Genomic DNA, 26,786 nt, shown 5'->3' on the forward strand with positions numbered 1-26,786 from the left:
GAAGAGGAGGGAGGCGGGAGTGGGGGGAGTCGGGGGAGTGGCGGGCGATGAGTAGTAGGGGGGCAGGGGGCAGGGGACGCGGACGGTGTCAGGAACCGGGCCCCCGCGCCGGAGGCCGGCTGCGCGTACGGGCCTGGAGGAACACCTGCACGGCCTCGGCGTGATCCCCCGGGGCCGGGGCGCGGTACGCCCAGGGAAGCGGCGTGCAGTACGGGCCGATCGCGTCGAACACCTCGGCCGCGTCGGCGAAGCGGAGCGCTCCCCACAGGGCGTGCGCCAGGTGGTTGAGGTCGAGCGGCGAGCGCTCGGCGGGGCCGGCGCGGTCGAACCACGCCTCCCGCGCCCGCAGCGCCTCCCGGGTCGCGTCCTCCGCCACCCAGTGCAGGTCGAGGGCGGCGCCGCGCCCGCCGCCGCGCCGGTAGCGCTCGGCCCGCACGTACAGCGGCAGGACGTGCAGCGCGGAACCCGGCGGTGCGGTGCCCGCGACCCGGTGCGCGAAGCCCGCCGCCCCCGCCAGCCGTCCGGAACCCGCCTGCGTGTACAGGAACTGGAGCATGCGGTGGTGCGCCTCGCGGTTGTGCGGGTCGCGTCGGCCGGCCTCGGCCAGCAGCCCCCACGGGCCCGGCGGAAGGCCCGGCTCGGGCGGCCGCGCCCGGTGCTCCGCCCACAGCAGCCTGCGGTCCAGCTGGGCCAGCGCCAGCAGACACACCCACGGCACCGGGTCCGGCGGCGCCGTCCGGGCCGCCGACTGGCTCAGGTCCCAGGCCTCGATCCACAGTTCGTGCGTGCGCAGATGGCGCTCGCGATGCGCCCGCAGCGCCCGCTCGACGGCGACCCGGGCCTGCATCACCGTGGCCGGCACGCTGTCCGGTTCCTCGGCCAGCCAGGCCCGCACCACGTCCGTCCCGGCCGCCGCGGCGGCCAGCACCTGGGTACGCCGCGTCCACTGGCACCACGCGGTGGTGCGCTCCAGCAGGACGCGCATCGACAGCCAGCGCCCGGTGCGGACCTCCTGGAGAGCGGCACGCAGATCGCCGTCGTGCCCGGCGGGGTCGTAGGCCGGCCGTGCTCCGTCTCTCGCCATCAGCCACCCGCCCGCGGGCGTGGTACCGGCACGACGGCAGGGTGGAGTAACAACAGCCCTCCTCGGGGCGGCGGATGGAGCGGCGGGTGAGGAGATCGCGTCGGACGGCCGTCACTATAGAGGCGCGGGAAAGGCGTCACACGCGTTTCCCGCTCGATCCAACTCTCCTTTTGCACAATGCATTTGACTGACCATCAACCAGCGAACGAGGGCCGGGTCGCCGCTGGTCCGGGGCCTCTTGACGGGACCCGTGGCCCGACGGCAGGCTGTCGCCCCGTGATCACCGACCGATCACCCAGGGAGGCACGATGACGGGTCCGGTCCTCGCCGTCGACCAGGGCACCTCCGGAACCAAGGCACTGGTGATCTGCCCCGAACGCGGCGTGATCGGGAGCGGGTTCGCCTCCGTGCACCCCCGCTACCCATCCGGCGGACTGGCCGAGGTCGACCCCGGCGCGCTGTACGACTCGGTCGTCGCGGCCGGCCGCCACGCGCTGGCCGAGGCCCGCGAACCCGTCGTGGCGCTCGGCCTCGCCAACCAGGGCGAGACCGTCCTCGCCTGGGACCCGGCCACGGGCCGCCCGCTCACCGACGCCCTCGTCTGGCAGGACCGCAGGGCCGCTTCGGTCTGCGCCGAACTGGAGCCTTACGCAGCTGAGTTGCGCCACCTCACCGGCCTGCCCCTGGACCCGTACTTCGCCGCCCCCAAGATGGCCTGGATACGACGTCACCTCACCACCGAGGGAGTCGTCACCACCAGCGACGCCTGGCTGGTCCACCGCCTCACCGGCGCGTTTGTCACCGACGCCGCCACCGCGGGCCGCACCCAGCTGCTCGACCTGGACCGCTCGCGGTGGTCGCCGCGCGCCCTCGACCTCTACGGACTGTCCGGTGAACGGCTCCCGGACATCGTCGACAACGCCCGACCGGTCGGCACGACCCGCGCGTTCGGCCCGGAGATCCCGCTCACCGGCCTCGCCGTCGACCAGCAGGCCGCCCTGTTCGCCCACCGCGTCACCACACCCGGTGTCGCCAAATGCACCTACGGCACCGGGGCGTTCCTCCTCGCCCCCACCGGCGACACGGCCCGCCGCAGCGCCTCGGGACTGGTCGGCTGCGTCGCCTGGCGGCTGGGCGGACGCACCGCCTACTGTCTCGACGGCCAGGTGTACACCGCCGCCTCCGCCGTGCGCTGGCTCGCCGGCCTCGGTGTCATCCAGGGCGCCGCCGACCTCGACACCGTCGGCGCCACCGTGCCCGACAGCGGGGGCGTCACCTTCGTTCCCGCCCTTGCCGGACTGGCCGCCCCCTGGTGGCGCGGTGACCTGCGCGGCTCCCTCACCGGACTCGGCCTGGACACCACCCCGGGGCACCTGGTGCGCGCCCTGTGCGAGGGCCTGGCCGCACAGGTCGTGGAGCTGGCCGAGGCCGTGGCGGCCGACCTCGGCACGCCCGTGTCCACCCTGCGGGTCGACGGCGGCCTGACCCGCTCGGCGCTGCTCATGCAGACCCAGGCCGACCTGGCGCAGTGTCGCGTCGAGGTGTCCCCGCTGCCCGACGCGACCGCCCTCGGCGCGGGCGCCCTGGCCCGCCTCGGCGTCACCCCCGGTCCGAGCGTCGCCGACCCGCTGCCCGGCAGCGGGCCCTCGGCCGTGTACGAGCCGCGCGTCCCGGCGGCGGAGGCGGCGCACCGGCTGGGCGAATTCCGTTCCGCCGTAGCCGTGTTGCTGGAGCGGGAGTCGGCATGACGGTGACCTCCGAGGGGCCGCTGCCCACGGCTCCGTACGACGTCGCGATCGTCGGCGCCGGGGTCGTCGGCTGTGCCGTCGCCCGCGAACTCGCCCGTCGGCCCCGCCTGAAGGTCGCCCTCGTCGAGGCCCAGGACGACATCGGCCAGGGCACGTCCAAGGCCAACACCGCGATCCTGCACACCGGTTTCGACGCGGTCCCCGGCTCGCTGGAGGCCCGCCTGGTGCGTGAGGGCGCCGCCCTGCTCGCCGCGTACGCCGCCGAGTCGGGCATCCCCGTCGATCCGGTCGGCGCGCTGCTCGTGGCCTGGGACGAGGAGCAGCTCGCCGCCCTGCCCCGCCTGGCGCAGAAGGCCGAGCGCAACGAGTACCGGGCCGCGCGCCTGATCGGGGCCGCCGAACTGTACGCGCGCGAACCGCACTTGGGACCGGGCGCGCTCGGCGCCCTGCACGTGCCCGGCGAGAGCGTCATCTGCCCCTGGACGACCCCGCTGGCGTACGCCACCCAGGCCGTGCGGCACGGCGTGGACCTGCACCTCGACTCCCCGGTCCGGCAGGTGGACCGGCAGGGCGACACCCATCTGATCGACACCGGCCGGGGCATCCTGCGCGCCCGCTTCCTCGTCAACGCGGCCGGGCTGCACGCCGACGCGCTCGACCGGCTGCTCGGCCACCACGACTTCACCGTCACCCCGCGCCGCGGCCAGCTCATCGTCTTCGACACGTTCGCCCGCGATCTCGTCCACCACATCCTGCTGCCCGTGCCCACGGCCCTCGGCAAGGGCGTCCTGGTCGCCCCCACCGTGTACGGCAACGTCCTGCTCGGCCCCACCGCCGAGGACCTGGACGACAAACGGGCCACGCACTCCACGGCCGACGGCCTCGCGGGGCTGCGCGCGCAGGGCGGCCGCATCCTGCCCGGGCTCCTGGACGAGGAGGTCACCGCCGTCTACGCCGGACTGCGCGCCGCCACCGAGCACGACGACTACCGCATCACCGCCCACCCCGGTCGGGCCGTTGTCACCGTCGGCGGGATCCGCTCCACCGGTCTGACCGCGTCCCTCGCCATCGCCGCCCACGTCGTCGGTCTGCTCGAGACCGAGACCGGCCTCGACCCGGGGCCGGTGCGCGCACTGCGACCGGTCCGGATGAACCGGCAGCGGACCGGCCCCGAGTACGGCGTCCTCGTCTGCCACTGTGAACGCGTCTCCCGGGGCGCGATCCGCGACGCCCTCGCCGACACGATCCCGCCGCGCACCCTCGACGGACTGCGCCGCCGCACCCGGGCCCGCGCGGGCCGCTGCCAGGGCTTCCACTGCGGGGCGGCCGTGCGGGCCCTGTTGGAGGAGGCCCGGACATGAACGGCCCGGACATGAACGGCCCGGACATGAACGGCGCGGACAGGACCGGCCCGGAAGCGGCCGGAGCACGCCGGGTCGACGTCCTGGTCGTCGGCGCGGGCCCCGCGGGTCTCGCGACCGCCGCCCGGCTCGCCGCCGCCGGAGCGGGCCGCGTCGAGATCGTGGACCGGGAGACACGGGCCGGGGGAGCGCCGCGGCACTGCGCGCACGGCGGCTACGGCACCCTGCTGCATCCCCTCACCGGCCCCGCGTACGCCCGGCTGCTGGTCACCGCGACCCGGCAGGCCGGGGCGACCGTCCGCACCGGCGTGACGGCCCTCGACTGGGCCGGCCCCCTCGCCCTGCACACCCTCGGCGCCGAGGGGCCCGGGACGATCACCGCACGGGCGGTCGTCCTGGCCACCGGCGCCCGCGAACGCCCCCGGGCGGCCAGGCTGGTGCCCGGCACCCGCCCGGCCGGTGTCTACACCACCGGCGAACTCCAGCAGGCCGTACACCTCTACGGGCAGCGGATCGGTACCCGCGCGGTGGTGGTCGGCGCGGAGGACGTCTCGTACGCCGCCGCCGACACCGTACGGGCAGCCGGCGCCACGGTCGTGGCGATGCTCACCGACCTGCCCCGCCCGCAGACCACCCCGGCCCGTGCCGCCGACTCCCGGCTGCGCCACGGCACTCCGCTCCTCACCGGCGCCACGGTCGCCGAACTGCTGGGCCAGGGACGCCTGTCGGGCGTGCGGGTTCGGCACCGCGACGGCCGTACGGCCGTACTGCCCTGCGACACCGTCGTGTTCACCGGCGACTTCGTCCCCGACCACGAACTGGCCCGGCGCGGCGGGCTCACCCTGGACCCCGGCACCCGTGGCCCGGCCGTCGACGGTGCCCTGCGCACCTCACGCCCCGGTGTCTTCGCCGTCGGCAGCGTGCTGCACGCCGTGGAGAGCGCGGCGACCGCGGTCCGTGAGGGCGCCCACGCCGCCGGAGCCGTCCTCGACCACCTCGAGGCCACCGACCACCTCGAGGCCACCGACCGTCTCGCGGCCACCGGTCGGCCTTCGGGCGCCGACCGCGCCGACGCCGTGCCGCTCCTCGTGGATCCGCCCCTGCGCTGGATCGCCCCGAACCGCGTCACTGCGGCGGACCGCCTGCCGTACGTCCTGCGCACCGCCAGGGGACTGGCCCGCCCCGTCCTGCTGCTCGTCACCCAGAACGGGCGCGTGCTGCACAGGGAACGGCTGTGGACGGCCGCCCTGCCGAACCGCACCCTGCGCCTGCCGGCCGGCTGGACGCACCGGGTCGACCCGGAAGGCGGTCCCGTTCACGTGAGCGTCCGGCCGTGAGACGGCCGAGGCCTCGCGGGTGCCTCAGATGACCTTCATCCGTACCAGTGCACCGAGCGTCAGCGCCCCCGGCACCAGCGGCAGCCACACCGTGATGATCCGGTAGCCGAGCACCACGGCCGTGGCGAGCGCCACCGGACCGCCCGCCGCCACCAGTGCCACGATCAGCGCCGCCTCCACCGAACCGATCCCGCCCGGCGTCGGGACCAGCGCGACCGCCACCGTCGCCGCCAGGTACGCGACCAGCATGTGCGCCACCGGCACCGGCAGCCCCAACGCCTGCCCCACCGCGGCCAGGCCGGCCGCCTGGAGCACCGGGAACGCCAGCGAGCCGCCCCACAGGGCCAGCGCCCGCGCCGGGCGGGAGTGCACCGAGCGCGCCTCGCCCAGCGCGGTGCGCAGGAACGAGCACACCGCCGACCGCAGCCGCCGCACGAGGGCGAGCGCGCCCGCCACCACCAGCACGGCCGCGCCGAGGACGCCCAGCAGCGGGCCGAGCGCCCCGCCGGGCAGCAGGGAGCCGAGCCGCAGCGCGTCGGGGAAGACCAGCAGCAGCACCGCCAGCAGGCCCACCCGGGCCACGCCCTCCGCCATCAGATACAGCGCGAGGGCCGCGGAGGAGCGGGCCAGGGGCACTCCGCACACGGTCATGAAGCGCAGGTTGACCGCGCTCGCGCCCAGCCCTGTCGGCAGCAGGTGGTTGGCCGCGCCTGCCGCGAACTGCGCGGCCAGCAGCCGCCGTCCGGGCAGCCGCTCCACCACCGCGCCCTGCCGGGTGACGGCCGCCGCCACCCACGTCAGGCAGGTCGCTGCGAGCGCGGCCAGCAGCCAGGGCCACTGCGCGCTGCGCAACTGTGCGAAGCCCTCGACGAGAACGGACCGGTGCCGCACCGCGACCACGGTGACGAGCAGGAGCGGAAGCAGACACAGGATCCGGCGCACCGGCACGCGCCGGGCCGGCCTGCCCGGGGGAAGGGGAAGGGGAACCGCTGTCACACTCGGAGAGGTTCTCGGCACGGCGCCAACGGCGGGTAGCGGAAGCGGGGACGGAACATTACGTACGGTCATCGGGTCCCTCGTCTGATCCTGTGCCTGATCCTGTGCCTGATCCGTTGTCCTACCGGATGCGGGGAAAAAGTTGACCTCAAGGTTGCTTGAGGTCCTACGGTCACTCCCATGAGCATGGAGAGCACCGCCTGGACGCAGCTTTACAGCGTCATGAACGCCCGTCAGGAACGCCGCCCCTTCGACCGGGTGACCTTGCGCCGCATCGGCGCATTCGCCCGCCCGCACCGCCGCCGGATCGGCTTGTTCGTCCTGCTCGGGGTGCTGACCGCGCTGCTGGCGGTCGCCACCCCCGTCCTCGCCGGACGGGTCGTCGACGCGATCGTGTCGCACGGCGACCCGGGCACGGTCGTCCGCCTGGCGCTGCTCATCGCGGTCATCGCGGTGCTGGAGGCGGCGCTCGGCATCCTGGGCAGGAGGCTCTCGGCGACGCTGGGAGAGGGGCTCATCCTCGATCTGCGCACGGCCGTGTTCGATCATGTGCAGCGGATGCCGGTCGCGTTCTTCACACGTACCCGTACGGGAGCGCTCGTCTCCCGACTCAACAACGACGTGATCGGCGCCCAGCGCGCCTTCAGCAACACCCTCTCCGGAGTGGTCTCCAACCTGGTCACCCTGGTGCTCACCCTCGCCGTCATGCTCACCCTGTCCTGGCAGGTCACCCTGCTCGCGCTGGCCCTGCTGCCGGTCTTCGTGCTCCCGGCCCGGCGGATGGGCAGCCGGATGGCGGGCATGCAGCGTGAGGCGGCCACGCTCAACGCGGCGATGGGCACCCGGATGACCGAGCGCTTCTCCGCGCCCGGCGCCACGCTGATCAAGCTGTTCGGCCGGCCCGAGGAGGAGTCTGCCCAGTTCGCGGCCCGGGCCGCCCACGTCCGGGACATCGGCGTCCGCACGGCCACCGCGCAGTCGGTCTTCATCACCGCCCTGACCCTCGTCTCCGCGCTGGCCCTCGCCCTCGTCTACGGCCTCGGCGGCCACCTCGCGCTGAACGGCACCCTCGAACCGGGCGCCGTCGTCGCCCTCGCCCTGCTTCTGACCCGCCTGTACGCCCCGCTGACCTCCCTCGCCGGGGCCAGGGTGGAGGTGATGAGCGCGCTGGTCAGCTTCGAGCGGGTCTTCGAGGTGCTCGACCTGAAGCCGCTGATCGAGGAGAAGCCGGACGCCCGCGAAGTGCCGCCGGGCCCCGTCTCCGTCGAGTTCGACGAGGTCCGCTTCGGCTACCCGTCCGCCGACAAGGTCTCCCTGGCCTCCCTGGAGGAGGTCGCCGCCCTCGACTCCCGCGGCGGCGCCGAGGTCCTGCACGGCGTCTCCTTCCGCGCCGAGCCCGGCCAGACCGTCGCCCTCGTCGGTTCCTCGGGCGCCGGCAAGTCGACCGTCGCCCAGCTCCTGCCGCGCCTGTACGACGTCGACGCGGGCGCCGTCCGGATCGGCGGGATCGACGTCCGTGACCTGAGCGCGGGCTCCCTGCGGGCCACCCTCGGCATGGTCACCCAGGACGGCCACCTCTTCCACGACAGCGTCCGCGCGAATCTTCTGCTGGCCCGTCCCGAGGCCACCGAGGACGACCTGTGGGACGCCCTGCGCCGCTCCCGCCTCGACGACCTCGTCCGCTCCCTTCCCGACGGTCTCGACACGGTCGTCGGGGAACGCGGCTACCGCCTCTCCGGCGGTGAGCGCCAGCGCATGACCATCGCCCGGCTGCTGCTGGCCCGCCAGCGCGTCGTCATCCTCGACGAGGCCACCGCGCACCTGGACAACACGTCCGAGGCGGCCGTCCAGGAAGCCCTCGCCGAGGCCCTCGCGGACCGTACGGCGATCGTCATCGCCCACCGGCTGTCCACCGTGCGCGCCGCCGACCTGATCCTCGTCGTCGAGTCCGGCCGGGTCGTGGAACGCGGCACCCACGACGAACTCCTCGCGGCCGGCGGACGGTACGCGCAGCTGCACCGGACGCAGTTCGACCAGCCGGGGATGACGGAGGCGGCCGTGCGCTGAGGCGGGGCGGGGCAGGGCGGGGCGGGGCGGGGCAGGGCAGGGCGGGGCGAGGGCGGCGCGCAGACGGGCCGCCCGCGCCCCGCGGTGCGTCCGGAAGGTCAGCGCCTGGCGAGCAGATCCGCCGGGAAGGCGCCGGCGGCGAGCGCGGTGCGTACGAAGCCCGTGCCGAGCTCGGTCAGCCGGGCCACGCCCTCCGCACCCAGGTGCGCGTACGGGGCGCGGTCCAGCCGGTCCGTCTCCCGCTCGATCTCCTGGCGCAGCGCGCGGCCCTGCTCGGTCAGCTCCCCGTCCGCGTTCAGCAGGCCGCGCTCCCGCAGCCGGCCGGCCGCCGCGTCCCAGTCCTCCCGGCTCCAACCGCGGGTGTCGAGAACCCACTTGGGCGACATGCCCTTGCCGGTCGCCGTGTGGGTCACCAGGGCCTCCAGACCGTCGAGTCCCGCGGCGACCAGAACGGCCAGGTGCCCGTCGCCCCGGTGCTCGCGCAGCAGCGTGGCCGCGTGCCAGTACGCCAGGTGCGGCTCCTCGGGGACCGGCAGGTCGGCGTGGGCCGAGTACAGGGGCCGGGCGCTGCGCGAGCAGGCCTCGGTGGCGCGCAGGGCGAGCCGCGCCGCCTCCGCCATCTGCGCGGACGCGACCACGTCCGCGCCCAGCTGGCGCCGCAGCGTCGTGTCGACGGCGCGCGTGCGGGCCGCCAGGACCTGTTCGGGCGTGGCCGACTCCCAGACCGCGGGCACGTGCCGGGCGACGAGCGTGTGCTTGTAGTTGTAGAACGTCGCCGTCACCGCGCCGGCCCCCACCGGCCCCAACGCGGCCGCCCGCACGGCGAAGTTGACGGCCCGCGGGTGGGTGACGCCGAGCGCGCCCAGCTCCCGGCCCACGTCGGGGGAGAAGTAGTGCGTCGCGTGCAGCGAGTTGAGTGTGCTGTGACAGTGGCGGCCCGCGCGCGGGTCCGGAGCGACGGTGGTCATGACGGGCACGATACCGACCGGTCGGTAACTTTTCCAGGCCGTGACGCGAAGCTCGTACGGACCGGCGCACAGCGGCCGTGAAGGGCCTTTGTCCGGCCGGTCCGCCGCACTTGCGATAAGGGTTGATCCGTTGCGGAGGCGGACGCGGATTGGTCCGGGAAAAGAAATTCTCCGATCGGGTGAGAGACCAATCCGTTCTGCGTCCGGGCCCGGATTCCCCACGTGACGAACGGTGAGAAGAAACGGCGAAATCCCCACGGTCGGCTGCGGCCGGCGCTCGGCGCGCTCAGTGGCGCTGTCGCCGGGTTCGCCGCGCTCGCAGTCGCCGAACTGGTGTCGGGGTGGGTGCGTCCGCAGGCCGGCCCGGTCATCGCCGTCGGAGGTGCGGCGATCGACCGCACGCCCGCGGCCGTGAAATCCTGGGCTGTCCGGAATTTCGGCACCGACGACAAACTCGTCCTCGAGTTCGGGATCCTTTTCGTCCTTGCGCTGTTCGCTCTCGCCTTGGGTGTTCTCGCGCTGCGGCACCGGCGGAGTGGATCCGCCGGAGTTCTTCTTTTCGGTGCCGTGGGCGCGGCGGCGGCGGTCGGCCGTCCGGATTCCACAGGGCTCACGGACACGCTGCCCTCCGCCGCGGGCGCGGTCGTCGGGGCCGGCCTGCTGTTTCTGCTCGTCGGCCGCCTCGGGATCCGGGACCCGGCGCCCGGTCGGCCCGGCGTCCCGGGAGGCGACACGTTCGAGGGGCCGCAGTGGGAACGACGTGGGTTCGTGCTCGCGGCGAGTGCGGCCGCGGCCGCGTCCGTCGGAGCCGGAGCGCTCGGCCGGGTGCTGAACGGGTCGAGCGGCCGTGACGCGGTCGCCTCCCGGGACGACCTCGTCCTGCCCGCCCCGGCCTCGCCCGCCCCCGCGGTGCCCGAAGGCGCGCGGTCGCGGGTCTCCGGGATCAGCCCCTTCACCACGCCGAACCGGAGCTTCTACCGGGTGGACACCGCGCTGGTGGTGCCCAAGGTGGACGCGACCGCCTGGCGGCTGCGCATCCACGGCCTGGGGGTCGCCCGCCCGGTCACGTTGTCCTTCGACGACCTGCTGCGGCAAGAGCTGATCGAGCGCGACATCACGCTCACCTGTGTGTCGAACGAGGTCGGCGGCCCGTACGTGGGCAACGCCCGCTGGCTCGGCATACGTCTGGCCGACCTGCTGGCGGAGTGCGGGGTCCGGCCTCCCTCCGGGGGAGGACCAGCCGATCAGCTGGTGGCCCGGTCGGTGGACGGGATGACGATCGGCAGCCCGGTCGAGGACGTCATGGACGGCCGCGACGCGCTGCTCGCCGTCGGGATGAACGGCGAACCGCTTCCCTTCGAGCACGGCTTCCCCGTCCGCATGGTGGTGCCCGGCCTCTACGGCTATGTCTCCGCCTGCAAGTGGATCAAGGACATCGAGCTCACCACGTTCGACGCGTACGACCCCTACTGGGTCAGGCGCGAGTGGGCCCGCAGGGCGCCGGTCAAGACCCAGTCCCGCATCGACACGCCCAAGCCGTTCGCCCGCCCCAGGGCCGGCACCGTCATGGTCGGCGGGGTCGCCTGGGCCCAGCACCGGGGCATCGACAAGGTCGAGGTCCGCGTCGACGACGGCCCCTGGCGACAGGCCCGCCTCGCGGCCGAGGACTCCCGTGACACCTGGCGCCAGTGGTCCTTCCCCTGGCAGGCCACCAAGGGCGGCCACACCCTCACCGTGCGCGCCACCGACCGCACCGGCGCGGTGCAGACCGAGAAACGCGCCCGCACCGTCCCCGACGGCGCCAGCGGCCGGCACTCCGTCGTGGTCACCGTCGACTGACCGCCCGAGCCGCCTTCCCCCGGTCGGCCTGCCTCGCGCACGCCCCGGCGGAACTGTCCCCAAGCCACCTTTCCACCCCCCATATGAACGCAGCGCTCGCTGCGGATACCAAGAGGAGAAACACCATGAACAACCGAATCCGTCGTGTCGCCATGACCGTGGCCGCCGCCGCCGTCCTGCCGCTGGCGCTGAGTGCCTGCTCGGACGACGGCAGCGACTCGAGCAGCGCGGACTCCTCCAGCAAGGCGGCGGCGTCGGCGACCGCCTCCGACGACGGCATGGCCGGCTCCGGCAGCACCGCCACGGCGGACCAGCCCTTCGGCCCGGCCTGTTCGTCGGTGCCCGCGAGCGGGGCCGGCTCGTTCGACGGGATGGCCCAGGACCCGGTGGCCACCGCCGCGTCCAACAACCCCGCCCTGTCCACGCTGGTGACCGCGGTGAAGAAGGCCGGGCTCGTCGACACCCTCAACAACGCCCAGAACATCACCGTGTTCGCCCCGACCAACGACGCCTTCGCCAAGATCCCCAAGGCCACCCTGGACAAGGTCCTGGGCGACAAGGCCCAGCTGACGAAGATCCTCACCTACCACGTGGTGGGCCAGAAGCTCGCCCCGAAGGACCTGGAGAACGGCTCCTTCGACACCCTGGAGAAGTCCAAGCTGACCACCTCCGGCTCCGGCGAGTCCTACACCGTCAACGACTCCGCCAAGGTGGTCTGCGGCAACGTCAAGACCGCCAACGCCAACGTCTACATCATCGACACCGTCCTGATGCCCACCAGCTGACGGCACATCGGCCGCCGGGCACCACACCGTGGTGCCCGGCGGCCGGACGCTGCTCCACCTCGCTCCGGCTCCTCTGGTCACCCAGTTGGCACGGGCCACGAAGCGGCCGTGGCTTGCGCCCGCCCGCTGTCCGCGGAGTGCTACGCCACGCGTGACGGCCTGCCCGTGTCCCGACCGCGCGGCGCGGAGAGTTCCGCGGCGAACTGCGCCCCGGTCAGCAGGGCGAGGTTGGACAACCACAGCCAGACGAGGAAGACGACGACGCCCGCGAGCGAGCCGTAGAGCCTGCTGTACGCGCTCAGGCCGGAGGCGTACCAGGCGAAGCCCGCGGAGACCACGAGCCACAGCGCGGCTGCCAGAACGCCGCCCGGCAGACTGCTCCCGCGCCGGCGGGCCGGGGCCGGACCGGTGTGGAAGACGACCACGACCAGGAGGGCGACCAGGCACAGCAACAGCGGCCAGCGCAGCACGCTCCAGGCCCAGGTCGCGGTGGCGTCCACGCCGACGACCCGGCCCGCCGCCTCGGCCAGCGGACCGGTGAGCAGGAGGATCAGTGAACCGGCGAGGAGCAGTCCCAGCAGGGCGAGGGCGGTCAGCAGGATGCGGGGCGCCTTGCGCCAGGGTGAGCGCCGGTCCTCGACCCGGTGCATGTGGTGCAGGGCGCGGCGGAAGACGGCGAGGTAGCTGGAGGCCGACCACAGCGCACTGGTCGCTCCGGCCACCAGCAACGGCCAGGCCCCCCGGTCGGCGCCCAGCGCACGGGACAGCACGGCGTGCAGGTCGGCGCCGGACTCGGCCGGGGCGTACATCGTGACGTGGGTGACGAATTCCTCCGCCGTGTCCGGGCTGATCAGCCCGAACGCGAGGACGGTGACCATCATCGCGGGGAGCACGGCCAGGATCGCGTAGTACGTCAGCGCCGCCGCGTAGTCCGTGATGTCGTCGTTCCACAGGGACACCGGTGTACGCCGCAGCGCGGGCCACCAGGCGGCGGGCACCCGGGGCGGGAAGGCGCGGTGTACCTCGCCGGCGTACGGGTCAGCGGACATGGCACCTCCGGTGCGTCCGGGTACTGCGGTACATGCGGGTACTGAGGTGCGTCCGGGTACTGCGGTACGGGTGGGCACTGAGGTGCGTCCGGGTACTGCGGTACGGGTGGGCACTGAGGTGGGTCCGGGTACTGCGGTGCGTCCGGGTACCGAGGTGCGGGCGGGTGTGCGCGATGCAGGGCGCGGCCGTGTCCTCGGCCCTGCCCGCGGTCATCCCTGCGAACGGTGTGCTCATGTCCCTCCACCTCTCCCCCGGATCCACCCCCGCACACCCCGAGCCGGGCAGCTGTCGCCCGGCGTCGTCGACGGTCTCGACCGTGACAGGTCCGGGGCGGGCGGTGTCTCAGGATTCCGACGGACGGATGATCTGCCACTCCTGGTCGTCGGTGTTGGAGCAGGTGAAGAGCGTGAGGTGTTCTCCGTTGCCGCCGGTGCTGTACCCGGCGACGTCCAGGCACGCGTTGTTGCCCGCGTAGTTGCGGATCCAGTAGTTGCCGTCGTCCTGCTTGTCGAGCCACCACAGCTGGTTGTCGGCGGTCGTTCCGGCGCAGGCGTACTCCAGGATCGGCGACCTGATGGGCTTGGCGCCGTAGTCCGGCAGATCCACGCACAACTGGTCCTCGACGTTGCGGATCTGGAAGAGAGCCGTGCCGCCGGGGCCCAGCTTCGGGTACTTCACCTCCAGGTTCCACCGCTGGCTGCCGGCGGTGTTCTCGTCGCAGGTGGCCTGCACCACCCGGCCCGCCGAGTCGGCGTCGTCGCCGGCGGGGAGGTCGGCGCACATCTTGGTGGTCGGGTTGCGCAGCATGATGTCGGACGCCGGCAGCACGCTCGGGGTCTTCTTCTTGACCGGCGGGGACGCCGCGCCGCCGCCTCCGCCGTTCTGCGCCGAGGCCGACGCGGCAGGTGTGGCCGCCGCGGCGGGCGGGGCCGACACGGCGGGCGCCGAAGGCGGCGCCTGCGGAGCCGAAGGCGAGGGCGCCAGCGTACTCACGGCGGCCTCCTGCAACTCCCGGGCGGTGCTGGTGACCCTGGGCTTGTAGGCGATCCACAGCATCACGAAGGCGATCGTGAGCGACAGGAGGATCCCGAACAGCCTGGTGAGCCAGCCGGGCAGGAAACTCCGCTGCACATAGGTGCCCTCGACGGCGAGCGGCGTCACCCCCGACCGTTTCACCGCGAGGGTGTACGGCCGCTCCGTCCTGGACCCGAACCAGATGATCTGCCGGGGCTTCAGCGTGGCCTTCACGAACGCGGCACGGCCGGGCTCGATCTGGAAGTTGCTCGGGTGGATCTCGTACGACAGCTGGTCACCGTTGTCGCTGCCGCTCAGCGACCCGGTCACCTTCGTGTTGCCCAGGTTGTCGACAGCCAGCTTCGGCCGTCCCCGGAAACGGCCCTTCACCGTCGGCGGGACGAGCTCGGCCCGCACCTCCGTGAAAGGCGCGATCGTCAGATTCCCCTCGGGAACGGTCGTCGACTCCGGATGCTCGGTCGGGGTGATCCGAATCGCGTACGGGTTCGGGCCGGCCGTGGCGTCGGGCGTGCGCGGCGGCGCGAAGGTCAGCTCCACCGTGCCCGTCGTCCCCGGGTACAACCGCAGGGAAGCGGGCTCCACCGTGGTCCAGGGCGCGAGGTCGCCGACGGGCTCGAAGCGGTACTCGTCGACCACGTCACCGGTGTTGCGCAGGCGCAGCCGCACGGTCGTGCTGTCACCGGGATCCACCGTGGCCGAGGAAGGTTCGAGGGAAGTCCAAATACTCACTGCTCGACGCTACGGGGACGGACGGGATCCGTCAGGAGCCGTCAGGGCAGGCCGAGTTGCCCCGACGGGCACCGACGGTCCCGGAAGTACCCAGGTGAGAGAGGTGTACGAGGCCTCGGTCCGTCGGCACTGTACGCGTTCACCGTCCGGGGTACGGAGATCCAACGCTCCGGCGCGATTCCCGAGGCACTGGACCCCGCACGGCTGTTCCGCCCGCAGGACAGCGAATCGGACCGCGAACGCATTCCGTCGCCCCGTGCCGTTGCTTCGCGGCGCAGGGCGTCGGCGACCCGGTGGCCGGCGCTCGGCGCCGCCGCTCCGTCCGTCTCGGTGCCGCCGTTCGCCGGCCGACTCCTCGGCACGCACCCGGCGTCCCCCGCCGGACGGCGTAAGCGCGCCCGGCCGGCCCGAGGCCGTGTGACCGGTCGGGGCGGGAAGGCCGTGAACCGCTCGCCGAGCTCGCTCGGCCAGGGCGAACACGCGTCGCCCCCGACTGCTCGGCGAAGCGTTCCATGACCTCGCCCGGCGCTGCGGCTCCCAGGCGGCCCAACCGCCCGGCTGGTCGAAGGTACGGCGCGCGGCCTCGATCGCGGAGTCGATGTCCGCTTCCAGCCCCTCGGGCAAACGGTCAGCATCAGGCTGGACGGTGTCCGGCTTGCTGACCTGTACCGCGGCAGGGGGCCCGCTGCCCTGCCCTGCGACTATTCCCGGCGCGGGGACGGATCCGGCGGGAAGGCCAGGCCGGTGACGTTGCCGGCCTGGACGATCGGGCCGTGCTGGGTGCCGCCGGAGACGGTGTTGTGCACCGTTGCTGGGCGGCCCGCTGCGGCCGCCAGTCGGCGCAGCGACGCCCCGAGAGCACTCAGTTCCTCGCCGGTGAGCGCCCCGGCTTCCACCAGCCCGCAGAGACGAGTCTGCCACTCGGCCGCGATGCCGGACGCGGCGCGCCCATCCGCCGCGGTGCCCGTGAGGAGCAGCCGCGCACGCGCGTCGTCCAGGCCGGTGATCGCGACGGTGTCCGCGCCCGCACGTGCCAGGAACCGGCCCATCAGTGCGCGGGCGTGAGTCCAGGAATCGGTGACCATGAGGGAGACCAGGGTGGTGGCCCCCGATGCCGCCATCGCGGCCAGTTCTGCGTCCATCGCGTCCTCCTGGATGCACAGGGATGAAATCTTCCGGTCGACGGTCAGACCGTGTCGGTCGGCGGCCCGGGGTCGGAGGCCGGTTCCGCTCCGGTCTCGGGAGCGGGAGGTCTCGGCGGATCGAATCGGCGTAGGAGGTCCTCCGCTGTCTCGTGGCGGTTGTGCTGCTCGACGAGCTGCGAGAACTGTCGGGCCAGCATCGCCCGCCGGTCGTCGTCCTCCGTGAAGCCCATAGCTTCGAAGAACCCCGACAGGTGGTCTGCAGCCGAGGGCTCACGGGCTGGGAGATCGGCAGACTCCGTGCCGATGTCCGGCGTCCAGGGTCCTCCTCGCCGGTTCGGCAGCATCTCGAGCAGGCGCTCGGGGATGTCGGCGTCGTTGGCGGCGGAGGTCAGCTGCGCCAGCAAGGGGAGGTCGGCCACGGTCTTGGCTACGTGCTCGTCGTTCCTGGTGAGCCACCACACGACGGCGCTGCCGGTGTCCTTGAGGGCGTCCTCGCCCAGATACCGGCGCTTGCTCTGCTCGTACTTGCGCTGGTGCTCCCAGACCGCCTCGTCCTTGCGCACGCCGGCGAGCCGATCCAGACGCTCCTGGTCCTCGTCGGGCAACGTGAGGTTGATGTCCTCCGCCATCGCCCGGAGGTGGCCCGTGGAATCCGGGCACATACGGCTGAGGGCGCCACCGAGTTCGTGCTGAAGGAGCGAGGCGTGGCCGGGTTCCCGCTTCTCGGCAATCGCGCGGGCCCGGCTGAGGACCGCGTCGACGGCGAGGCCGGCCGGGTTGACGACCGTGCCGCGCCCCGGACCGTCGGCGAAGCACCACCGTACGGTCGCTGAGAAGACGAAGTGGTAGTCGTCCCGGAGGCTCGGGAGCGCGACTCGGTTGACGCGGTACTCGGTTCGCTCCACCGGGGCAGCCGTGAGCTGCTCCTCGAAGCTGACCGGCACCGGGCCGCGGCGCTGCGAGGCCACCCGGAAGGTCACCGCGGGCAGCACGAGAAGAAGCGCGGCCAGCGCCGGCCAGGTCCAGCCGGGCCATCGCTGCACCAGGCCGACGATGGTCAGCAGCAGGCCGCACATAACAGTGAGGAACACGGTCGTCGTCTTGCGTGCGGTCGTCATGATCGCCCCCTTCTGGCCGATGCCGACGGGGCGGCAGGACCGAGGTTCTGTGCCACGCCGATTTTGTGGAGCAACAGATCGGTCGTCTCGGTGGAGTGGGCGCCGGCGCCCGGAGAAGTGAACTCCGCCTGGCGTGCGGACGCGTACAACGCGGCGAACGCCGCGCCCCGGTCCTCCCCGCATCGGTCGGCGGCAGCGACCAGCAGGTCGAGGAGGACCTCCCCCCGGTCACCGGCGCCCTCGGCCGCCCAGTGCAGCCAGCTATGTATCTCTGCCCGTGGTGCCACGCGTCGGCCTTCCGGCCGCGACACCGCGTGGGTCAGCACGGCACGCCAGCACGTGATCAGCGAGCGTCGTACCCCGTCCTCGTCGACCAGGGCGCGAGTGGTGACGGAGCGGTCCGTGAGCGGCTCCGGATCGCTGACGCGCAGAAAGATGGCCAGGTCGGTCGGTGCGAGGTCGCCGCGTGCCAGCCGGTCGAGCAGCCTTCGGCGTAACCGTCGGCTGCCGGCCACCAGGCGGCACAGGGCCTGCAGCGCATGGGCCGTGCCGCGCTCACGCCGGGCGAGATGGTGCAGCCGGATCAGGGCGTGATCCGGATGGTCCAGCGAGAGGACGTCGGCGCAGACCTGGACCAGCACCTGGGCGAACTCACCGGTCAGCTGGCGGTACGCGCACCACTGGTAGATCCGCTCGCGGAAGTCCCTGCCATGGGCGGGGTCCGCGAGACCGCAGGTGAGCGCCTGGACCGCGGCCTCCGACCGGGCTCTGCCCGCTCCCTGTGCGCTCCACCGCTCGGCGAGCGCGGCGAGCGTGTCGGGCCGCCCGGTTCGCAGATACTCACCCGCCAGCCGGGCCACCAGGCCGTCGCGGACGTCCGGCACGAGATGCGGGTCGCTCGACTCGACGACCCGCGCGGCCCACGCGCCGAGGTGCGGCCGCAGGTCGGGCATGTGGTCCCAGAAGTGGGCGCGGACGGCGGAGTCGTAGTCCAGCTCGGTGAACCGCACGCGACCGTCCGGCCCGGGACGGGCCGAGATCTCCGACAGCCGCTGGGCGAGGTCCTTGCGCTGGAGGAGCGGAGTCTCCTCCTCGGGGGCCCCGACCGTGCTCAGCAGAAGTGCGGCCGCCCGGTGGACGACGTCGGCGTGCGCGCCGTGGAGCATGGACACGGCGACCATCAGGGCGCGTTGGGAGGCATCGGGCAAACCTGCGACGCGGTCGGCGACTTCGGCGCGGCGCCCGGCGCGCGCACGTTTCGCGGCCGCGCACCACTCGGGGAATCCCTCGCCGGGCCCGGCCGTTTCGCGGGCACGGCGTATGCGGTCGGCGAAGTCGGCGATCTCCCGCATGGGTTTGCGTTCGCTCAGGAACTCGTCGACAGTGACGTCGCTCCGGAGAAACTGCTCGCACGGCACGCCGTGGGCGCGCAGGTGTCGTCTGAGAACCTCCATGGGGAAAGCCGGCGGTCCGATCTCGACACGGAAGTGCTGCAGGTCGGGATCGAGAGCCCCTTCGTGCGGCATGACGACGACGAGATGGGCCCGCCGCTCGCGCACCGTCTGGCGTAGGGCGGGAAGGCCGCCCCGGGCCGCACGCCACAGACCGGCCTCCGCGGTGGACAGATCGAGCAGCAGCCGGTCGCCCGGGTCGACGAAAGCCGGGTCGTACAGCGGCAGCTCGTCCCGCTCGGCGGGCAGGAGTTCGCGGAAGGCACCGCCGGGACGGTGGTGTTCGCGCAACAGTACGCGAGCCGTGGCCGAGCGGCCGCTGCCGGGAGCACCGTCGAGGATGACGGTGCCCGTCTCCTCGAGCGTGTCGCGTGCCCTTCCCATGTTGACCGGAGCGACTAACACCCTCCGGGTCCAACGCAGTTGGTCATCGGGAAGCTGCCGGAAGACCGGCTTTCGGGGTTCGTGGGCAGCGGAGCCGAGGTTGACGTAGATGTGGCCGTCGCCCGTGTGCGTGACGCCCCGCGTGCTCTCGACCCGGGTGGTGTGTTCTGTGCTCACCGTCGGTCGTCCTGGGGCCGCTCCGGCTCCCCGAACCGCTGGTGGACGTCCCCGTGGTGGTCGCCCTCGGTGTACGTCGTCCCGGTGCCCGAGACGTAGCGGTCGCCCGACACATGGCGTGAGTTGTTGTAGATGCTGCCGCTGCCCGTGTGGACCGTGCCGTGGGAGTTCTTCACGATCGTGCCGCCGACGTCACCGCTGAAGTCGCCCGCTTGGACGGACGTTCCACTCACGTCCCCGATCGAGTTGTGCACGCTGGTCGACGTCGGCGACGGCTCGCCGGGCTCGGTCAGGTCCCGCAGCTCGGGCACCAGCTCGGCGACCAGATCGCCGATACGCCGGACGCCGGCCTCGGTGTCGTGGGTGCTGTCGAACGGTACGGACTGCAGATCGGCGAGCCGCGCCAGCTCGGGGGGCATGGCCGCTTTGTTCAGCCGGTCGGTCTTGCGGCCGTCCAGCACGGGAACGACGACGAGCCCGCACTCGAACGCGGCCTCGATCTCCTTGCGCACCCAGTCGTCGGGATCTTGCAACCGACTGCGGAAGTTCGCCCAGTCCGGTCCTATGACGGCCAGCAGCACGCAGCTGTGGCGTAACGCGGTCAGGAGAACCTCGGGGTAGGCCTCCCCTGGGGTGATGGACCTGGACGCGCGGAAGACGCGGTCCTGGCCGAAGCGACGTGACAGCTCCTGGTCGAGGAGGGCCGCGGTCCGCTCGCCGTCGCCGGTGCGGTAGTTGATGAACACGTGGGGCATACCAGTGGCTCCTTCAGATGGTGGAGGGGCGCGACAACGTGCCGAGTCGCGGTCCCAGCCGGCGTACGGAGGAATGGTTCGCGTGGCGCGCCAGGGCGCGGGCGAGCCGTCTCAGGTCGGTCGTGACCGTGGCGGAACCCACGGCCTCCACTCCGTCGAGCAGGGGCGCCGCCAGGTCGCATGCGTGGTCGATCTCGCCGGCCGACGCGTAGGCGAGTGCGCGGCGGACGCCGTACCTGACCTGGGTGCGAACCGCGTCCTCGCCGACCAGGGCGAGTTGTCGGTCCAGTTCCTCGCTCGCCTCCCGTGGTTGTCCGAGATCGACCAGGCACCAGCCGGTGACCATGCCGACCGGATCGGGAAGGTGCATGGTGCCGATCACCGGCTCGTCGGTCCCTTCGTCCTGGAGAGAAAGAAGCGCACGCGCGCGGTCCAGCGCGTCCAGACAAGCCCGGCGGTCACCCGCCAGGGCGTGGCCCTGGGCTTCGCGCTGGGCAGCGAGCCCGCGTATCCGCGGGGGCAGGGCCCTGCTCTGCGCGCGACGGGCCAGAGCGACTGTCTGCTCGGCGTCGTCCCGGTACAGCGTGATCAGGGCCCGGCGGACCAGCGCGTAACCCGCCAGTGCCCGGTCGCCGCCGGCGGCCGCCAGATCGACCGCGCGCTGCGTCCACCACAGAGCCGCCCGCTCGTCCCCGGTCTCCTGCACCAGCCAGCCGACGTATTCGGCGTACCGGGACCCAAGGGCCAGCAGGTGGCGACGGGTGCCGCTGTCACAGTGGGCGGACAGTTCCCGCAGGGTGTGGGTCTGTGCGATCAGAACGGGCAGGAGCAGACCGGGCGCCACCGTCTGGCCGAGTCTGCGGTAGTGGGTGAACAGCGAGCGGGAGGCTTCCATCATGTCCGCGCCCGCGGCTGGCGAGGCCGGGCCCGCGCTGTCGGACCGCCACGTCATCAGCGAAGCGGCACCGGCGCCTATGGCATCCCGTCGACTTAAGGGCTGGAAGGTGTTCGGGCCGTCCGGCGACAACTGCATGATCCAGTCCTCCTCGTGGACAAAGCCCGGCGCCGGATCGACGGGCGGGTCGGTGGTCTCTGGTGCGAGCAGGGACAGCAGGGCCCCGCCGGCCCCGAGGGCGGCGTCACACAGGCGGGCGAGATCACGGCTGGGGGCCTTCAGGCCCCGCTCCACCTTGCTCAACTGCGCCTTGCTGTAGTGCACGGAGCCGGACAGGGCGGTAAGGCTGAGCCCTGCTTCCAGACGCCGCTTCCTCAACTCCTCGCCGAACCCGGTGGACGGCTGTGGCACGGAAACCTCCAACCCCTCCCGCCATCGGCCGAGTCGGCGCTGCACGTAGCGTGCGGCAGTCTGGCCGGGGCGGACAAGACGATCGATGCTGTTTCCCGTTTCCTTCTCCGACATGGGAACGCGACATGCGCGGCAGCGAGGACCGGAGAAACGGACTATCTGGAAGTCGTGCCGAAAAGGGAGGCGATCGTGCGCTCGACCACCCACCGGACGACGTCCAGGCCACTGCCGTGGTCCTCGCCACGCTCGGCGATCACCGGCGCGATGCTGAGAGCCCGCACAAGACGGCGGTACTTGTCATGGCCGCAGCCGCGGTCCGCGAGCATGGCATCAGGCCGTCGGCGCGGGCGGCCGACCGCTCCCGCTACCCGCGGGATGCCCTGACCGTCGCCCGCCGGGTGCCCTCTCGTCCACTGCGCCGGCGCCATGGGCCTCCTCGGGACCGTCGTCATTCCCGAGGGCGGGAGGGAAGCCGCAGCCGACTCCATCGCGGCGGTCCTCCACGTGACCTGCTGTGCCACGATCACCCGCGCCCGCGAGCGGGGCTGGTCCTAGGTCGACAGGGCAGCTGGTTGCTACGCCACCTGGGGTTGTACGGGTAGGCCATGATGAGCGTCCGAGGGAGGGGCGGGCGGCGCCCGACCCGTACATACGGCAGGGGAGCTCCGTCTCCGCCATGCCGCCGCCTCCCAGCAGCGATACTGGATGCATGGACCCGACGATCACCGCCCCCCGCGCCGAGGTACTGCGGGACCGCTACCGCAGCCGACTGCCCGAGCGCTTGCAGGAGCTGGCCGGCCCCGTCGAGGGCAACGTGGACCTGCCGCTCCACATCGTCTGGTCCGGGCGGACCAGCTACAGCCTGGACCGTCCGAAGTCCCGCATGACGCTCTACCGGACCGTCCTCGCCGAAGGACTCCGTGAGGACCTGGTGGCACTCCTGCAGCACCGGCTGCTCACCGAGCAGTGGCCCGTGCTGCGGCGCTTGATCAGCCCCTACATCCGCGAGGTCTGGGAGGACGCTTTCCCCGAGCTGCTCCGCGCCGCTCCGGCCGACACGACCGCAGCGTGAAGCTCACTCCGCTCCACGAGCGTCTCCTCGCCGACATCCTCGACATCGGCTCCCCCTACCCTCTGGTCCTCACCGGCGGATACGCCGTGCAGGCGCACGGCCTGGTCCAACGCTTCAGCCGCGACCTCGACGTCGCCACCGAGAACCCCGCTCCGATGCAGGAGATCGTCGCCTCACTCACAGCGGGTCTCAGCGAGCGCGGATGGCGGACCACGCACGTCCAGACCGATCCGCTCAGCGGCCGTTTCCTCGTCACCGAGCCGGACACCGGCGAGGAGTGCGAGGTCGACGTCCTCAAGGAGGCGTTCTGGGCCCCTCCCGCTCAGACCCCCTACGGCCCCGTTCTTTCCCTCGATGACGTGATCGGCACCAAGGTCCGTGCCCTCGCCGACCGCGGCACCGTCCGTGACCTCATCGACGTCCAAGCTGCCTCCCGCCACCGCTCCACCGCCGACCTCGAATCCCTGGGCCGCCGTCGTGCCCACGACGAGTTCAGCCTTGAAGACCTCCGGGACAGGCTCATTGGCGCGGAGTGGTACGAGGATGAGGACTACACCGCGTATGGGCTCACCTCCCGCCAGATCGACGAACTCAAGGCGTGGGCACTGGAGTGGGCGGAGGATCTGGGTGCGCGGATCCATGACGAGAACGCCTGAGAAGGGGGCATCGCGCGGGGCAGCTGAGCGATGCCCCGCAGTGGACTCACGGCGAAGCTGGGCTGCGGTAACGGTCAAACACTGCATCCCGCTCCCAAGGACTGTCCGCGAAGCCGGATCCGCGGGCCGATAGGCCGGCCGCAGATCTCGGACCCGGTCCTTGAGCACGGTCAGGCTGCGGTCCCAGCCGATCCGCTCAACGATCACCGTCGCCGGCATATCGGGCCACTGTTCGAGCGGTTCACGGATCTGCGGCTCGACCGCGTCCACGATCGAGCCCTTCGGCGCCCGCTGGTACTTCGGCGGCGCGTCGTCCGTGATCGCCCTGCAGACGGTGTTCCTCGAGATCCCCGGCTTCCTCGCGGTCGCCCGCACCGGCATCCGCTCGGCCCGGTGAAGCCGGCGGAGCTCCGCCCAGTCCTCCACGCTGATCACCACTCCTCCCGGCCTGACTCAACGAGTTTCGGCAATCTGCGCAGCGCCCGGCCAATCGCCCTGCCGCTCGATCCGGTCGGGCACGAAGAGGTCAGGCTGCTCGTACAGGTTCGTGCGCAAGAACCGCAGCCGCCGTACCCGTGCCTCGTCTGCCTGCTACTGAGCAAGGTCCTCCCGTGTGCTCTCCGAGAGCGCCAGTTCTACAGGGGCAGTCAGACACCGGTACCTGGTGGCGCGAGGCGGCGGGGTGGCTTGAACATTTTCGGGGCCCGGTGCCGAGGATGGCCCAGTGCTCGAGGCAGCGCCTGTCTACCTGAAGTGTCGTCAGGCAAGTCAGCATCCGGTCAGCATGAGCCGCCGGCCTTTCCTGGAGGATTGCTTGAACAGACGCCGGTGCGGCGCGAAAGCCCAGGCATGAAGCCGTCTCGCCCGAGCGGAGCGATGTTCCTCACAATTCTTGACCGGCGTGTTCCGGTGTACAGTCGACACCGCCCTTGACCTGCACAAAGCAGGCAGGGAGCCGTCCTCCAGGAGTCCAACATGCTGCGCACCATGTTCAAGTCCAAGATCCACCGTGCCACCGTCACCCAGGCCGACCTGCACTACGTGGGATCGGTGACGATCGACGCCGACCTGCTGGACGCCGCCGACCTGCTGCCGGGGGAGCTCGTCCACATCGTCGACATCACCAACGGGGCGCGGCTCGAGACGTACGTCATCGAGGGCGAGCGCGGCTCGGGTGTCGTCGGTATCAACGGGGCCGCCGCCCATCTCGTGCACCCCGGTGATCTGGTGATCATCATCAGTTACGCTCAGGTGACCGACGCCGAGGCGCGGGCCCTGGAGCCGCGGGTCGTGCACGTGGACCGTGACAACCAAATCGTGGCCCTCGCGGCGGACCCCTCGGAGCCGGTACCGGGCTCCGACCAGGAGCGCAGCCCGCAGGCGGTGTCGGTCTGACCGCAGCAGTCAGCGTACGCACCACACCGCACAGGGAGTGCCCATGAGCGACATCGAGATCCGCGACGACCGGGCGGCGGGCCGCCTGGAGGCGCTCGGCGACGGCGGTGAAGTCGTCGGCCGCATCGAGTACTTCGTCCTGGAGTCGCCCGCGCCCGCCCTGGTGCCGGTGCACACCGTCGTCGAGCCCGCCCACGAGGGCAAGGGCATCGCCGGGTCGCTGGCCCGGGAGCTGTACGCGGCCTCCAAGCGCGAGGGCATCCCCGTGGCGCCGCTCTGCCCGTACGTCGTGAAGTGGGCCGAGCGTCACCCCGACGAGGCTCCGGCCGCCGACCCCGTACTGCTGCGCGCGGCCAAGGACTGGCTGCGCGCGCACCCGGGCCGTTTCTGAGCGACGTGCCCACGGCACCTCGTCGACGAGGTGCCTGGCGAGCCGGGTCCAACCGGGTGAGTGGCCGGCCGGGTCCGACCGGGTGAGTGGCCGCGGCCGCCCCGGGTACGCGGGGGATGAGTCCAGAGCCAAGCCTCGCATCCGGCCGGAGGACACCATGACGAACCCGTACGCCGACCCCGTCCACCCCGACCCCGTCCACCCCGACTCCGTCGAGCCCGATCCCGTCCAGCCCGGACCGCCGCCGGGGCCGGTCCCGGGCCCTCCGGAGCCGTTCCCCAGCCCGGTGCCCGTTCCCGAGCCGCCGCCGGGTCCGGACCCGACGCCGCCGCCACGGCCCGGCCCGCCCCCCGGTCCCTCGCCGTCCCCGGTCCCGCCGGGTCCGGAACCGGTCCCGAGCCCGGAGCCGGGCCCGCCCCTCACCTGACGGGATCACGGTGGGCGACGGGGAGACCGCCGCCCACCGTGATGTCCCGACGCCCTCGAAGGACTACGCCTGCGTCTCCGACCGGTCGCCGCCCCAGAGCGTGTGGAACGCGCCTTCGCGGTCCACCCTCCGGTAGGTGTGCGCCCCGAAGAAGTCCCGCTGTCCCTGCGTGAGCGCCGCCGGCAGCCGCTCCGCGCGCAACGCGTCGTAGTACGCGAGCGCCGCCGCGAACCCGGGCGTCGGCACGCCCTGAAGCGTCGCGGACACCAGCACCTCACGCCACGGGTCCTGCGCCGCCGCGATCTCCGAGGCGAAGGTCTCGTCGGACAGCAGGCTCGGCAGGTCCGCGCGGTTGTCGTACGCGGCGCGGATCCGGTCGAGGAAGGCCGCGCGGATGATGCAGCCGCCGCGCCAGATCGAGGAGACGGCGCCGAGGTCGATGTCCCAGCCGTACTCCTCGCTGCCCGCGGCGATCTCGTGGAAGCCCTGCGTGTACGACACGATCTTCGAGGCGTACAGCGCCTGCTCCACCCGGTCGGCGAAGGCCTGCGCCTCCGCCTTGCCCAGCGCGGACGCGGTCGGTCCCGCCAGGCCGCGTGAGGCCTCGCGCAGCGTCGCGTGCCCCGACAGCGACCGTGCGAAGACGGCCTCCGCGATGCCCGACACCGGAACGCCCAGGTCGAGCGCGATCTGGACCGTCCAGCGGCCGGTGCCCTTCTGCTCCGCCTGGTCGACCACCACGTCCACGAAGGGCCGGCCCGTCGCCGCGTCCACATGGGACAGCACCTCGGCGGTGATCTCGATCAGGTAGGAGTCGAGGCGGCCGGTGTTCCAGGTGCGGAAGATGTCCGCGATCTGCGCGGGCTCGTACCCGGCGACATCGCGCAGCAACTGATAGGCCTCGCCGATCAGTTGCATGTCGGCGTACTCGATGCCGTTGTGGACCATCTTCACGAAGTGGCCGGCGCCGTCCGGGCCGATGTGTGTGACGCAGGGCGTCCCGTCCGCCGCCTTCGCCGAGATCTTCTCCAGCATCGGGCCAAGCGACTCGTACGACTGCGGCGAGCCGCCCGGCATGATGCTCGGGCCGTGCAGCGCGCCCTCCTCGCCACCGGAGATGCCGGTGCCGACGAAGTGGATGTCCTGCTCGCGCAGTTCGCGCTCGCGGCGGCGGGTGTCGGCGAAGTGCGCGTTGCCGCCGTCGATGATCATGTCGCCGGGTTCGAGGAGCGGGGCGAACTCCCGGATCACCGCGTCGGTCGGCTCACCGGCCTTCACCATGATCACCAGGCGGCGGGGCCGCTCCAGTGCCGCCACGAACTCCTTGGCGGTCTCGGTGGCGACGAACTCGCCCTCGTGGCCGAACTCCTCGACCAGGGCGTGGGTGCGTGCCGCCGTGCGGTTGTGCAGCGCGACCGTGTAGCCGTTGCGTGCGAAGTTGCGGGCGAGATTGCGGCCCATGACCGCGAGTCCCGTGACGCCGATCTGAGCTGAAGTGCTCATACGGTTG

General features: G+C 72.5%; 22 protein-coding genes and 1 pseudogene. 10 read left to right on the forward strand and 13 right to left on the reverse strand.

From position 1 onward, the window contains the following. Positions 1 to 88: 88 nt before the first annotated feature. A complete protein-coding gene (locus tag QQM72_RS06685; protein WP_314219847.1) occupies positions 89 to 1,084 on the reverse strand; it encodes a hypothetical protein in 996 nt (331 codons plus the stop codon). A gap of 308 nt (positions 1,085 to 1,392) precedes the next feature. Here QQM72_RS06685 and QQM72_RS06690 point away from each other — a divergent pair, with 308 nt between their 5' ends. From QQM72_RS06690 to QQM72_RS06700, 3 genes are read left to right on the forward strand one after another with little or no spacing between them, the layout of a single operon-like run. Next, complete coding sequence (locus QQM72_RS06690; protein WP_314219848.1) at positions 1,393 to 2,832, forward strand: FGGY family carbohydrate kinase; 1,440 nt, start codon at positions 1,393 to 1,395, stop codon at positions 2,830 to 2,832. Next, on the forward strand, positions 2,829 to 4,193 hold the full coding sequence (locus tag QQM72_RS06695; protein WP_314219849.1) for an FAD-dependent oxidoreductase: 1,365 nt from the start codon (positions 2,829 to 2,831) through the stop codon (positions 4,191 to 4,193). Before QQM72_RS06690 ends, QQM72_RS06695 begins: the two co-directional genes overlap by 4 nt. Before the next feature lie 26 nt (positions 4,194 to 4,219). Continuing rightward, the gene (locus tag QQM72_RS06700; protein ID WP_314220143.1) at positions 4,220 to 5,530 is read left to right on the forward strand and encodes an NAD(P)/FAD-dependent oxidoreductase; all 1,311 of its coding nucleotides are present in this window, start codon (positions 4,220 to 4,222) and stop codon (positions 5,528 to 5,530) included. Positions 5,531 to 5,554: 24 nt separating this feature from the next. Here QQM72_RS06700 and QQM72_RS06705 read toward each other — a convergent pair whose 3' ends face one another. Then, entirely contained in the window at positions 5,555 to 6,526 is a 972-nt protein-coding gene (locus QQM72_RS06705; RefSeq protein ID WP_314219850.1) for a lysylphosphatidylglycerol synthase transmembrane domain-containing protein, read from the reverse strand. Between the two features lie 186 nt (positions 6,527 to 6,712). Here QQM72_RS06705 and QQM72_RS06710 point away from each other — a divergent pair, with 186 nt between their 5' ends. Next, entirely contained in the window at positions 6,713 to 8,593 is a 1,881-nt protein-coding gene (locus QQM72_RS06710) for an ABC transporter ATP-binding protein (protein ID WP_314220144.1), read from the forward strand. Positions 8,594 to 8,691: 98 nt separating this feature from the next. Here QQM72_RS06710 and QQM72_RS06715 read toward each other — a convergent pair whose 3' ends face one another. Then, positions 8,692 to 9,561 carry an SCO6745 family protein gene (locus QQM72_RS06715; protein WP_314219851.1) on the reverse strand — a complete coding sequence of 290 codons (870 nt, stop codon included), beginning with the start codon at positions 9,559 to 9,561 and terminating at the stop codon, positions 8,692 to 8,694. Between the two features lie 222 nt (positions 9,562 to 9,783). Here QQM72_RS06715 and QQM72_RS06720 point away from each other — a divergent pair, with 222 nt between their 5' ends. Together QQM72_RS06720 and QQM72_RS06725 are read left to right on the forward strand one after the other, a co-directional pair. Next, complete coding sequence (locus QQM72_RS06720) at positions 9,784 to 11,400, forward strand: sulfite oxidase (protein ID WP_314219852.1); 1,617 nt, start codon at positions 9,784 to 9,786, stop codon at positions 11,398 to 11,400. Between the two features lie 125 nt (positions 11,401 to 11,525). Then, entirely contained in the window at positions 11,526 to 12,185 is a 660-nt protein-coding gene (locus QQM72_RS06725) for a fasciclin domain-containing protein (protein ID WP_314219853.1), read from the forward strand. A gap of 140 nt (positions 12,186 to 12,325) precedes the next feature. Here QQM72_RS06725 and QQM72_RS06730 read toward each other — a convergent pair whose 3' ends face one another. The 8 genes from QQM72_RS06730 to QQM72_RS06765 form a co-directional block, all read right to left on the reverse strand. Beyond that, positions 12,326 to 13,234 (reverse strand): YihY/virulence factor BrkB family protein, encoded by a 909-nt coding sequence (locus QQM72_RS06730; protein WP_314219854.1) that lies wholly within the window; start codon positions 13,232 to 13,234, stop codon positions 12,326 to 12,328. Positions 13,235 to 13,577: 343 nt separating this feature from the next. Further along, complete coding sequence (locus tag QQM72_RS06735; RefSeq protein ID WP_314219855.1) at positions 13,578 to 14,999, reverse strand: RICIN domain-containing protein; 1,422 nt, start codon at positions 14,997 to 14,999, stop codon at positions 13,578 to 13,580. Between the two features lie 701 nt (positions 15,000 to 15,700). After that, positions 15,701 to 16,141 (reverse strand): hypothetical protein, encoded by a 441-nt coding sequence (locus tag QQM72_RS06740; protein WP_314219856.1) that lies wholly within the window; start codon positions 16,139 to 16,141, stop codon positions 15,701 to 15,703. A 44-nt stretch (positions 16,142 to 16,185) separates the two neighbouring features. Then, positions 16,186 to 17,262 (reverse strand): hypothetical protein, encoded by a 1,077-nt coding sequence (locus QQM72_RS06745; RefSeq protein WP_314219857.1) that lies wholly within the window; start codon positions 17,260 to 17,262, stop codon positions 16,186 to 16,188. Next, entirely contained in the window at positions 17,259 to 19,274 is a 2,016-nt protein-coding gene (locus QQM72_RS06750; RefSeq protein WP_314219858.1) for a hypothetical protein, read from the reverse strand. The genes QQM72_RS06745 and QQM72_RS06750 overlap by 4 nt, the downstream gene beginning before the upstream one ends. Next, positions 19,271 to 20,029 carry a toll/interleukin-1 receptor domain-containing protein gene (locus QQM72_RS06755; protein ID WP_314219859.1) on the reverse strand — a complete coding sequence of 253 codons (759 nt, stop codon included), beginning with the start codon at positions 20,027 to 20,029 and terminating at the stop codon, positions 19,271 to 19,273. The genes QQM72_RS06750 and QQM72_RS06755 overlap by 4 nt, the downstream gene beginning before the upstream one ends. A 13-nt stretch (positions 20,030 to 20,042) precedes the next feature. Continuing rightward, positions 20,043 to 21,335 carry a helix-turn-helix domain-containing protein gene (locus tag QQM72_RS06760; RefSeq protein WP_314219860.1) on the reverse strand — a complete coding sequence of 431 codons (1,293 nt, stop codon included), beginning with the start codon at positions 21,333 to 21,335 and terminating at the stop codon, positions 20,043 to 20,045. 155 nt (positions 21,336 to 21,490) lie between these two features. Continuing rightward, the gene (locus tag QQM72_RS06765; RefSeq protein WP_314219861.1) at positions 21,491 to 21,616 is read right to left on the reverse strand and encodes a hypothetical protein; all 126 of its coding nucleotides are present in this window, start codon (positions 21,614 to 21,616) and stop codon (positions 21,491 to 21,493) included. 428 nt (positions 21,617 to 22,044) lie between these two features. Here QQM72_RS06765 and QQM72_RS06770 point away from each other — a divergent pair, with 428 nt between their 5' ends. Further along, positions 22,045 to 22,407 (forward strand): hypothetical protein, encoded by a 363-nt coding sequence (locus QQM72_RS06770; protein ID WP_314219862.1) that lies wholly within the window; start codon positions 22,045 to 22,047, stop codon positions 22,405 to 22,407. Then, on the forward strand, positions 22,404 to 23,063 hold the full coding sequence (locus tag QQM72_RS06775) for a nucleotidyl transferase AbiEii/AbiGii toxin family protein (protein ID WP_314219863.1): 660 nt from the start codon (positions 22,404 to 22,406) through the stop codon (positions 23,061 to 23,063). Before QQM72_RS06770 ends, QQM72_RS06775 begins: the two co-directional genes overlap by 4 nt. Before the next feature lie 78 nt (positions 23,064 to 23,141). Here QQM72_RS06775 and QQM72_RS06780 read toward each other — a convergent pair. Then, positions 23,142 to 23,498, reverse strand: a pseudogene (locus QQM72_RS06780) (IS21 family transposase); the annotation flags it as partial. A 540-nt stretch (positions 23,499 to 24,038) separates the two neighbouring features. Between QQM72_RS06780 and panD the strand changes: the two are divergent. Then, positions 24,039 to 24,458 (forward strand): aspartate 1-decarboxylase, encoded by a 420-nt coding sequence (gene panD / locus QQM72_RS06785; protein ID WP_314219864.1) that lies wholly within the window; start codon positions 24,039 to 24,041, stop codon positions 24,456 to 24,458. Between the two features lie 43 nt (positions 24,459 to 24,501). Next, the gene (locus QQM72_RS06790; protein ID WP_314219865.1) at positions 24,502 to 24,849 is read left to right on the forward strand and encodes a GNAT family N-acetyltransferase; all 348 of its coding nucleotides are present in this window, start codon (positions 24,502 to 24,504) and stop codon (positions 24,847 to 24,849) included. Between the two features lie 490 nt (positions 24,850 to 25,339). Here the strand turns inward: QQM72_RS06790 and gndA are convergent, their stop codons facing one another. Further along, positions 25,340 to 26,779 carry an NADP-dependent phosphogluconate dehydrogenase gene (gndA, locus tag QQM72_RS06795; RefSeq protein WP_314219866.1) on the reverse strand — a complete coding sequence of 480 codons (1,440 nt, stop codon included), beginning with the start codon at positions 26,777 to 26,779 and terminating at the stop codon, positions 25,340 to 25,342. Positions 26,780 to 26,786 lie beyond the last annotated feature (7 nt).

The organism is Streptomyces zaehneri, from assembly GCF_032248645.1.
Lineage (GTDB): Bacteria > Actinomycetota > Actinomycetes > Streptomycetales > Streptomycetaceae > Streptomyces > Streptomyces coriariae.

Excerpts from the sequence above, each read along its gene's own strand:
- QQM72_RS06685 (WP_314219847.1), bottom strand. The coding sequence starts at position 1,084 with ATGGCGAGAGACGGAGCACGGCCGGCCTACGACCCCGCCGGGCACGAC.
- QQM72_RS06690 (WP_314219848.1), top strand. The coding sequence starts at position 1,393 with ATGACGGGTCCGGTCCTCGCCGTCGACCAGGGCACCTCCGGAACCAAG.
- QQM72_RS06695 (WP_314219849.1), top strand. The coding sequence starts at position 2,829 with ATGACGGTGACCTCCGAGGGGCCGCTGCCCACGGCTCCGTACGACGTC.
- QQM72_RS06700 (WP_314220143.1), top strand. The coding sequence starts at position 4,220 with ATGAACGGCGCGGACAGGACCGGCCCGGAAGCGGCCGGAGCACGCCGG.
- QQM72_RS06710 (WP_314220144.1), top strand. The coding sequence starts at position 6,713 with ATGGAGAGCACCGCCTGGACGCAGCTTTACAGCGTCATGAACGCCCGT.
- QQM72_RS06715 (WP_314219851.1), bottom strand. The coding sequence starts at position 9,561 with ATGACCACCGTCGCTCCGGACCCGCGCGCGGGCCGCCACTGTCACAGC.
- QQM72_RS06725 (WP_314219853.1), top strand. The coding sequence starts at position 11,526 with ATGAACAACCGAATCCGTCGTGTCGCCATGACCGTGGCCGCCGCCGCC.
- QQM72_RS06730 (WP_314219854.1), bottom strand. The coding sequence starts at position 13,234 with ATGTCCGCTGACCCGTACGCCGGCGAGGTACACCGCGCCTTCCCGCCC.
- QQM72_RS06740 (WP_314219856.1), bottom strand. The coding sequence starts at position 16,141 with ATGGACGCAGAACTGGCCGCGATGGCGGCATCGGGGGCCACCACCCTG.
- QQM72_RS06745 (WP_314219857.1), bottom strand. The coding sequence starts at position 17,262 with ATGACGACCGCACGCAAGACGACGACCGTGTTCCTCACTGTTATGTGC.
- QQM72_RS06755 (WP_314219859.1), bottom strand. The coding sequence starts at position 20,029 with ATGCCCCACGTGTTCATCAACTACCGCACCGGCGACGGCGAGCGGACC.
- QQM72_RS06770 (WP_314219862.1), top strand. The coding sequence starts at position 22,045 with ATGGACCCGACGATCACCGCCCCCCGCGCCGAGGTACTGCGGGACCGC.
- panD (WP_314219864.1), top strand. The coding sequence starts at position 24,039 with ATGCTGCGCACCATGTTCAAGTCCAAGATCCACCGTGCCACCGTCACC.
- QQM72_RS06790 (WP_314219865.1), top strand. The coding sequence starts at position 24,502 with ATGAGCGACATCGAGATCCGCGACGACCGGGCGGCGGGCCGCCTGGAG.
- gndA (WP_314219866.1), bottom strand. The coding sequence starts at position 26,779 with ATGAGCACTTCAGCTCAGATCGGCGTCACGGGACTCGCGGTCATGGGC.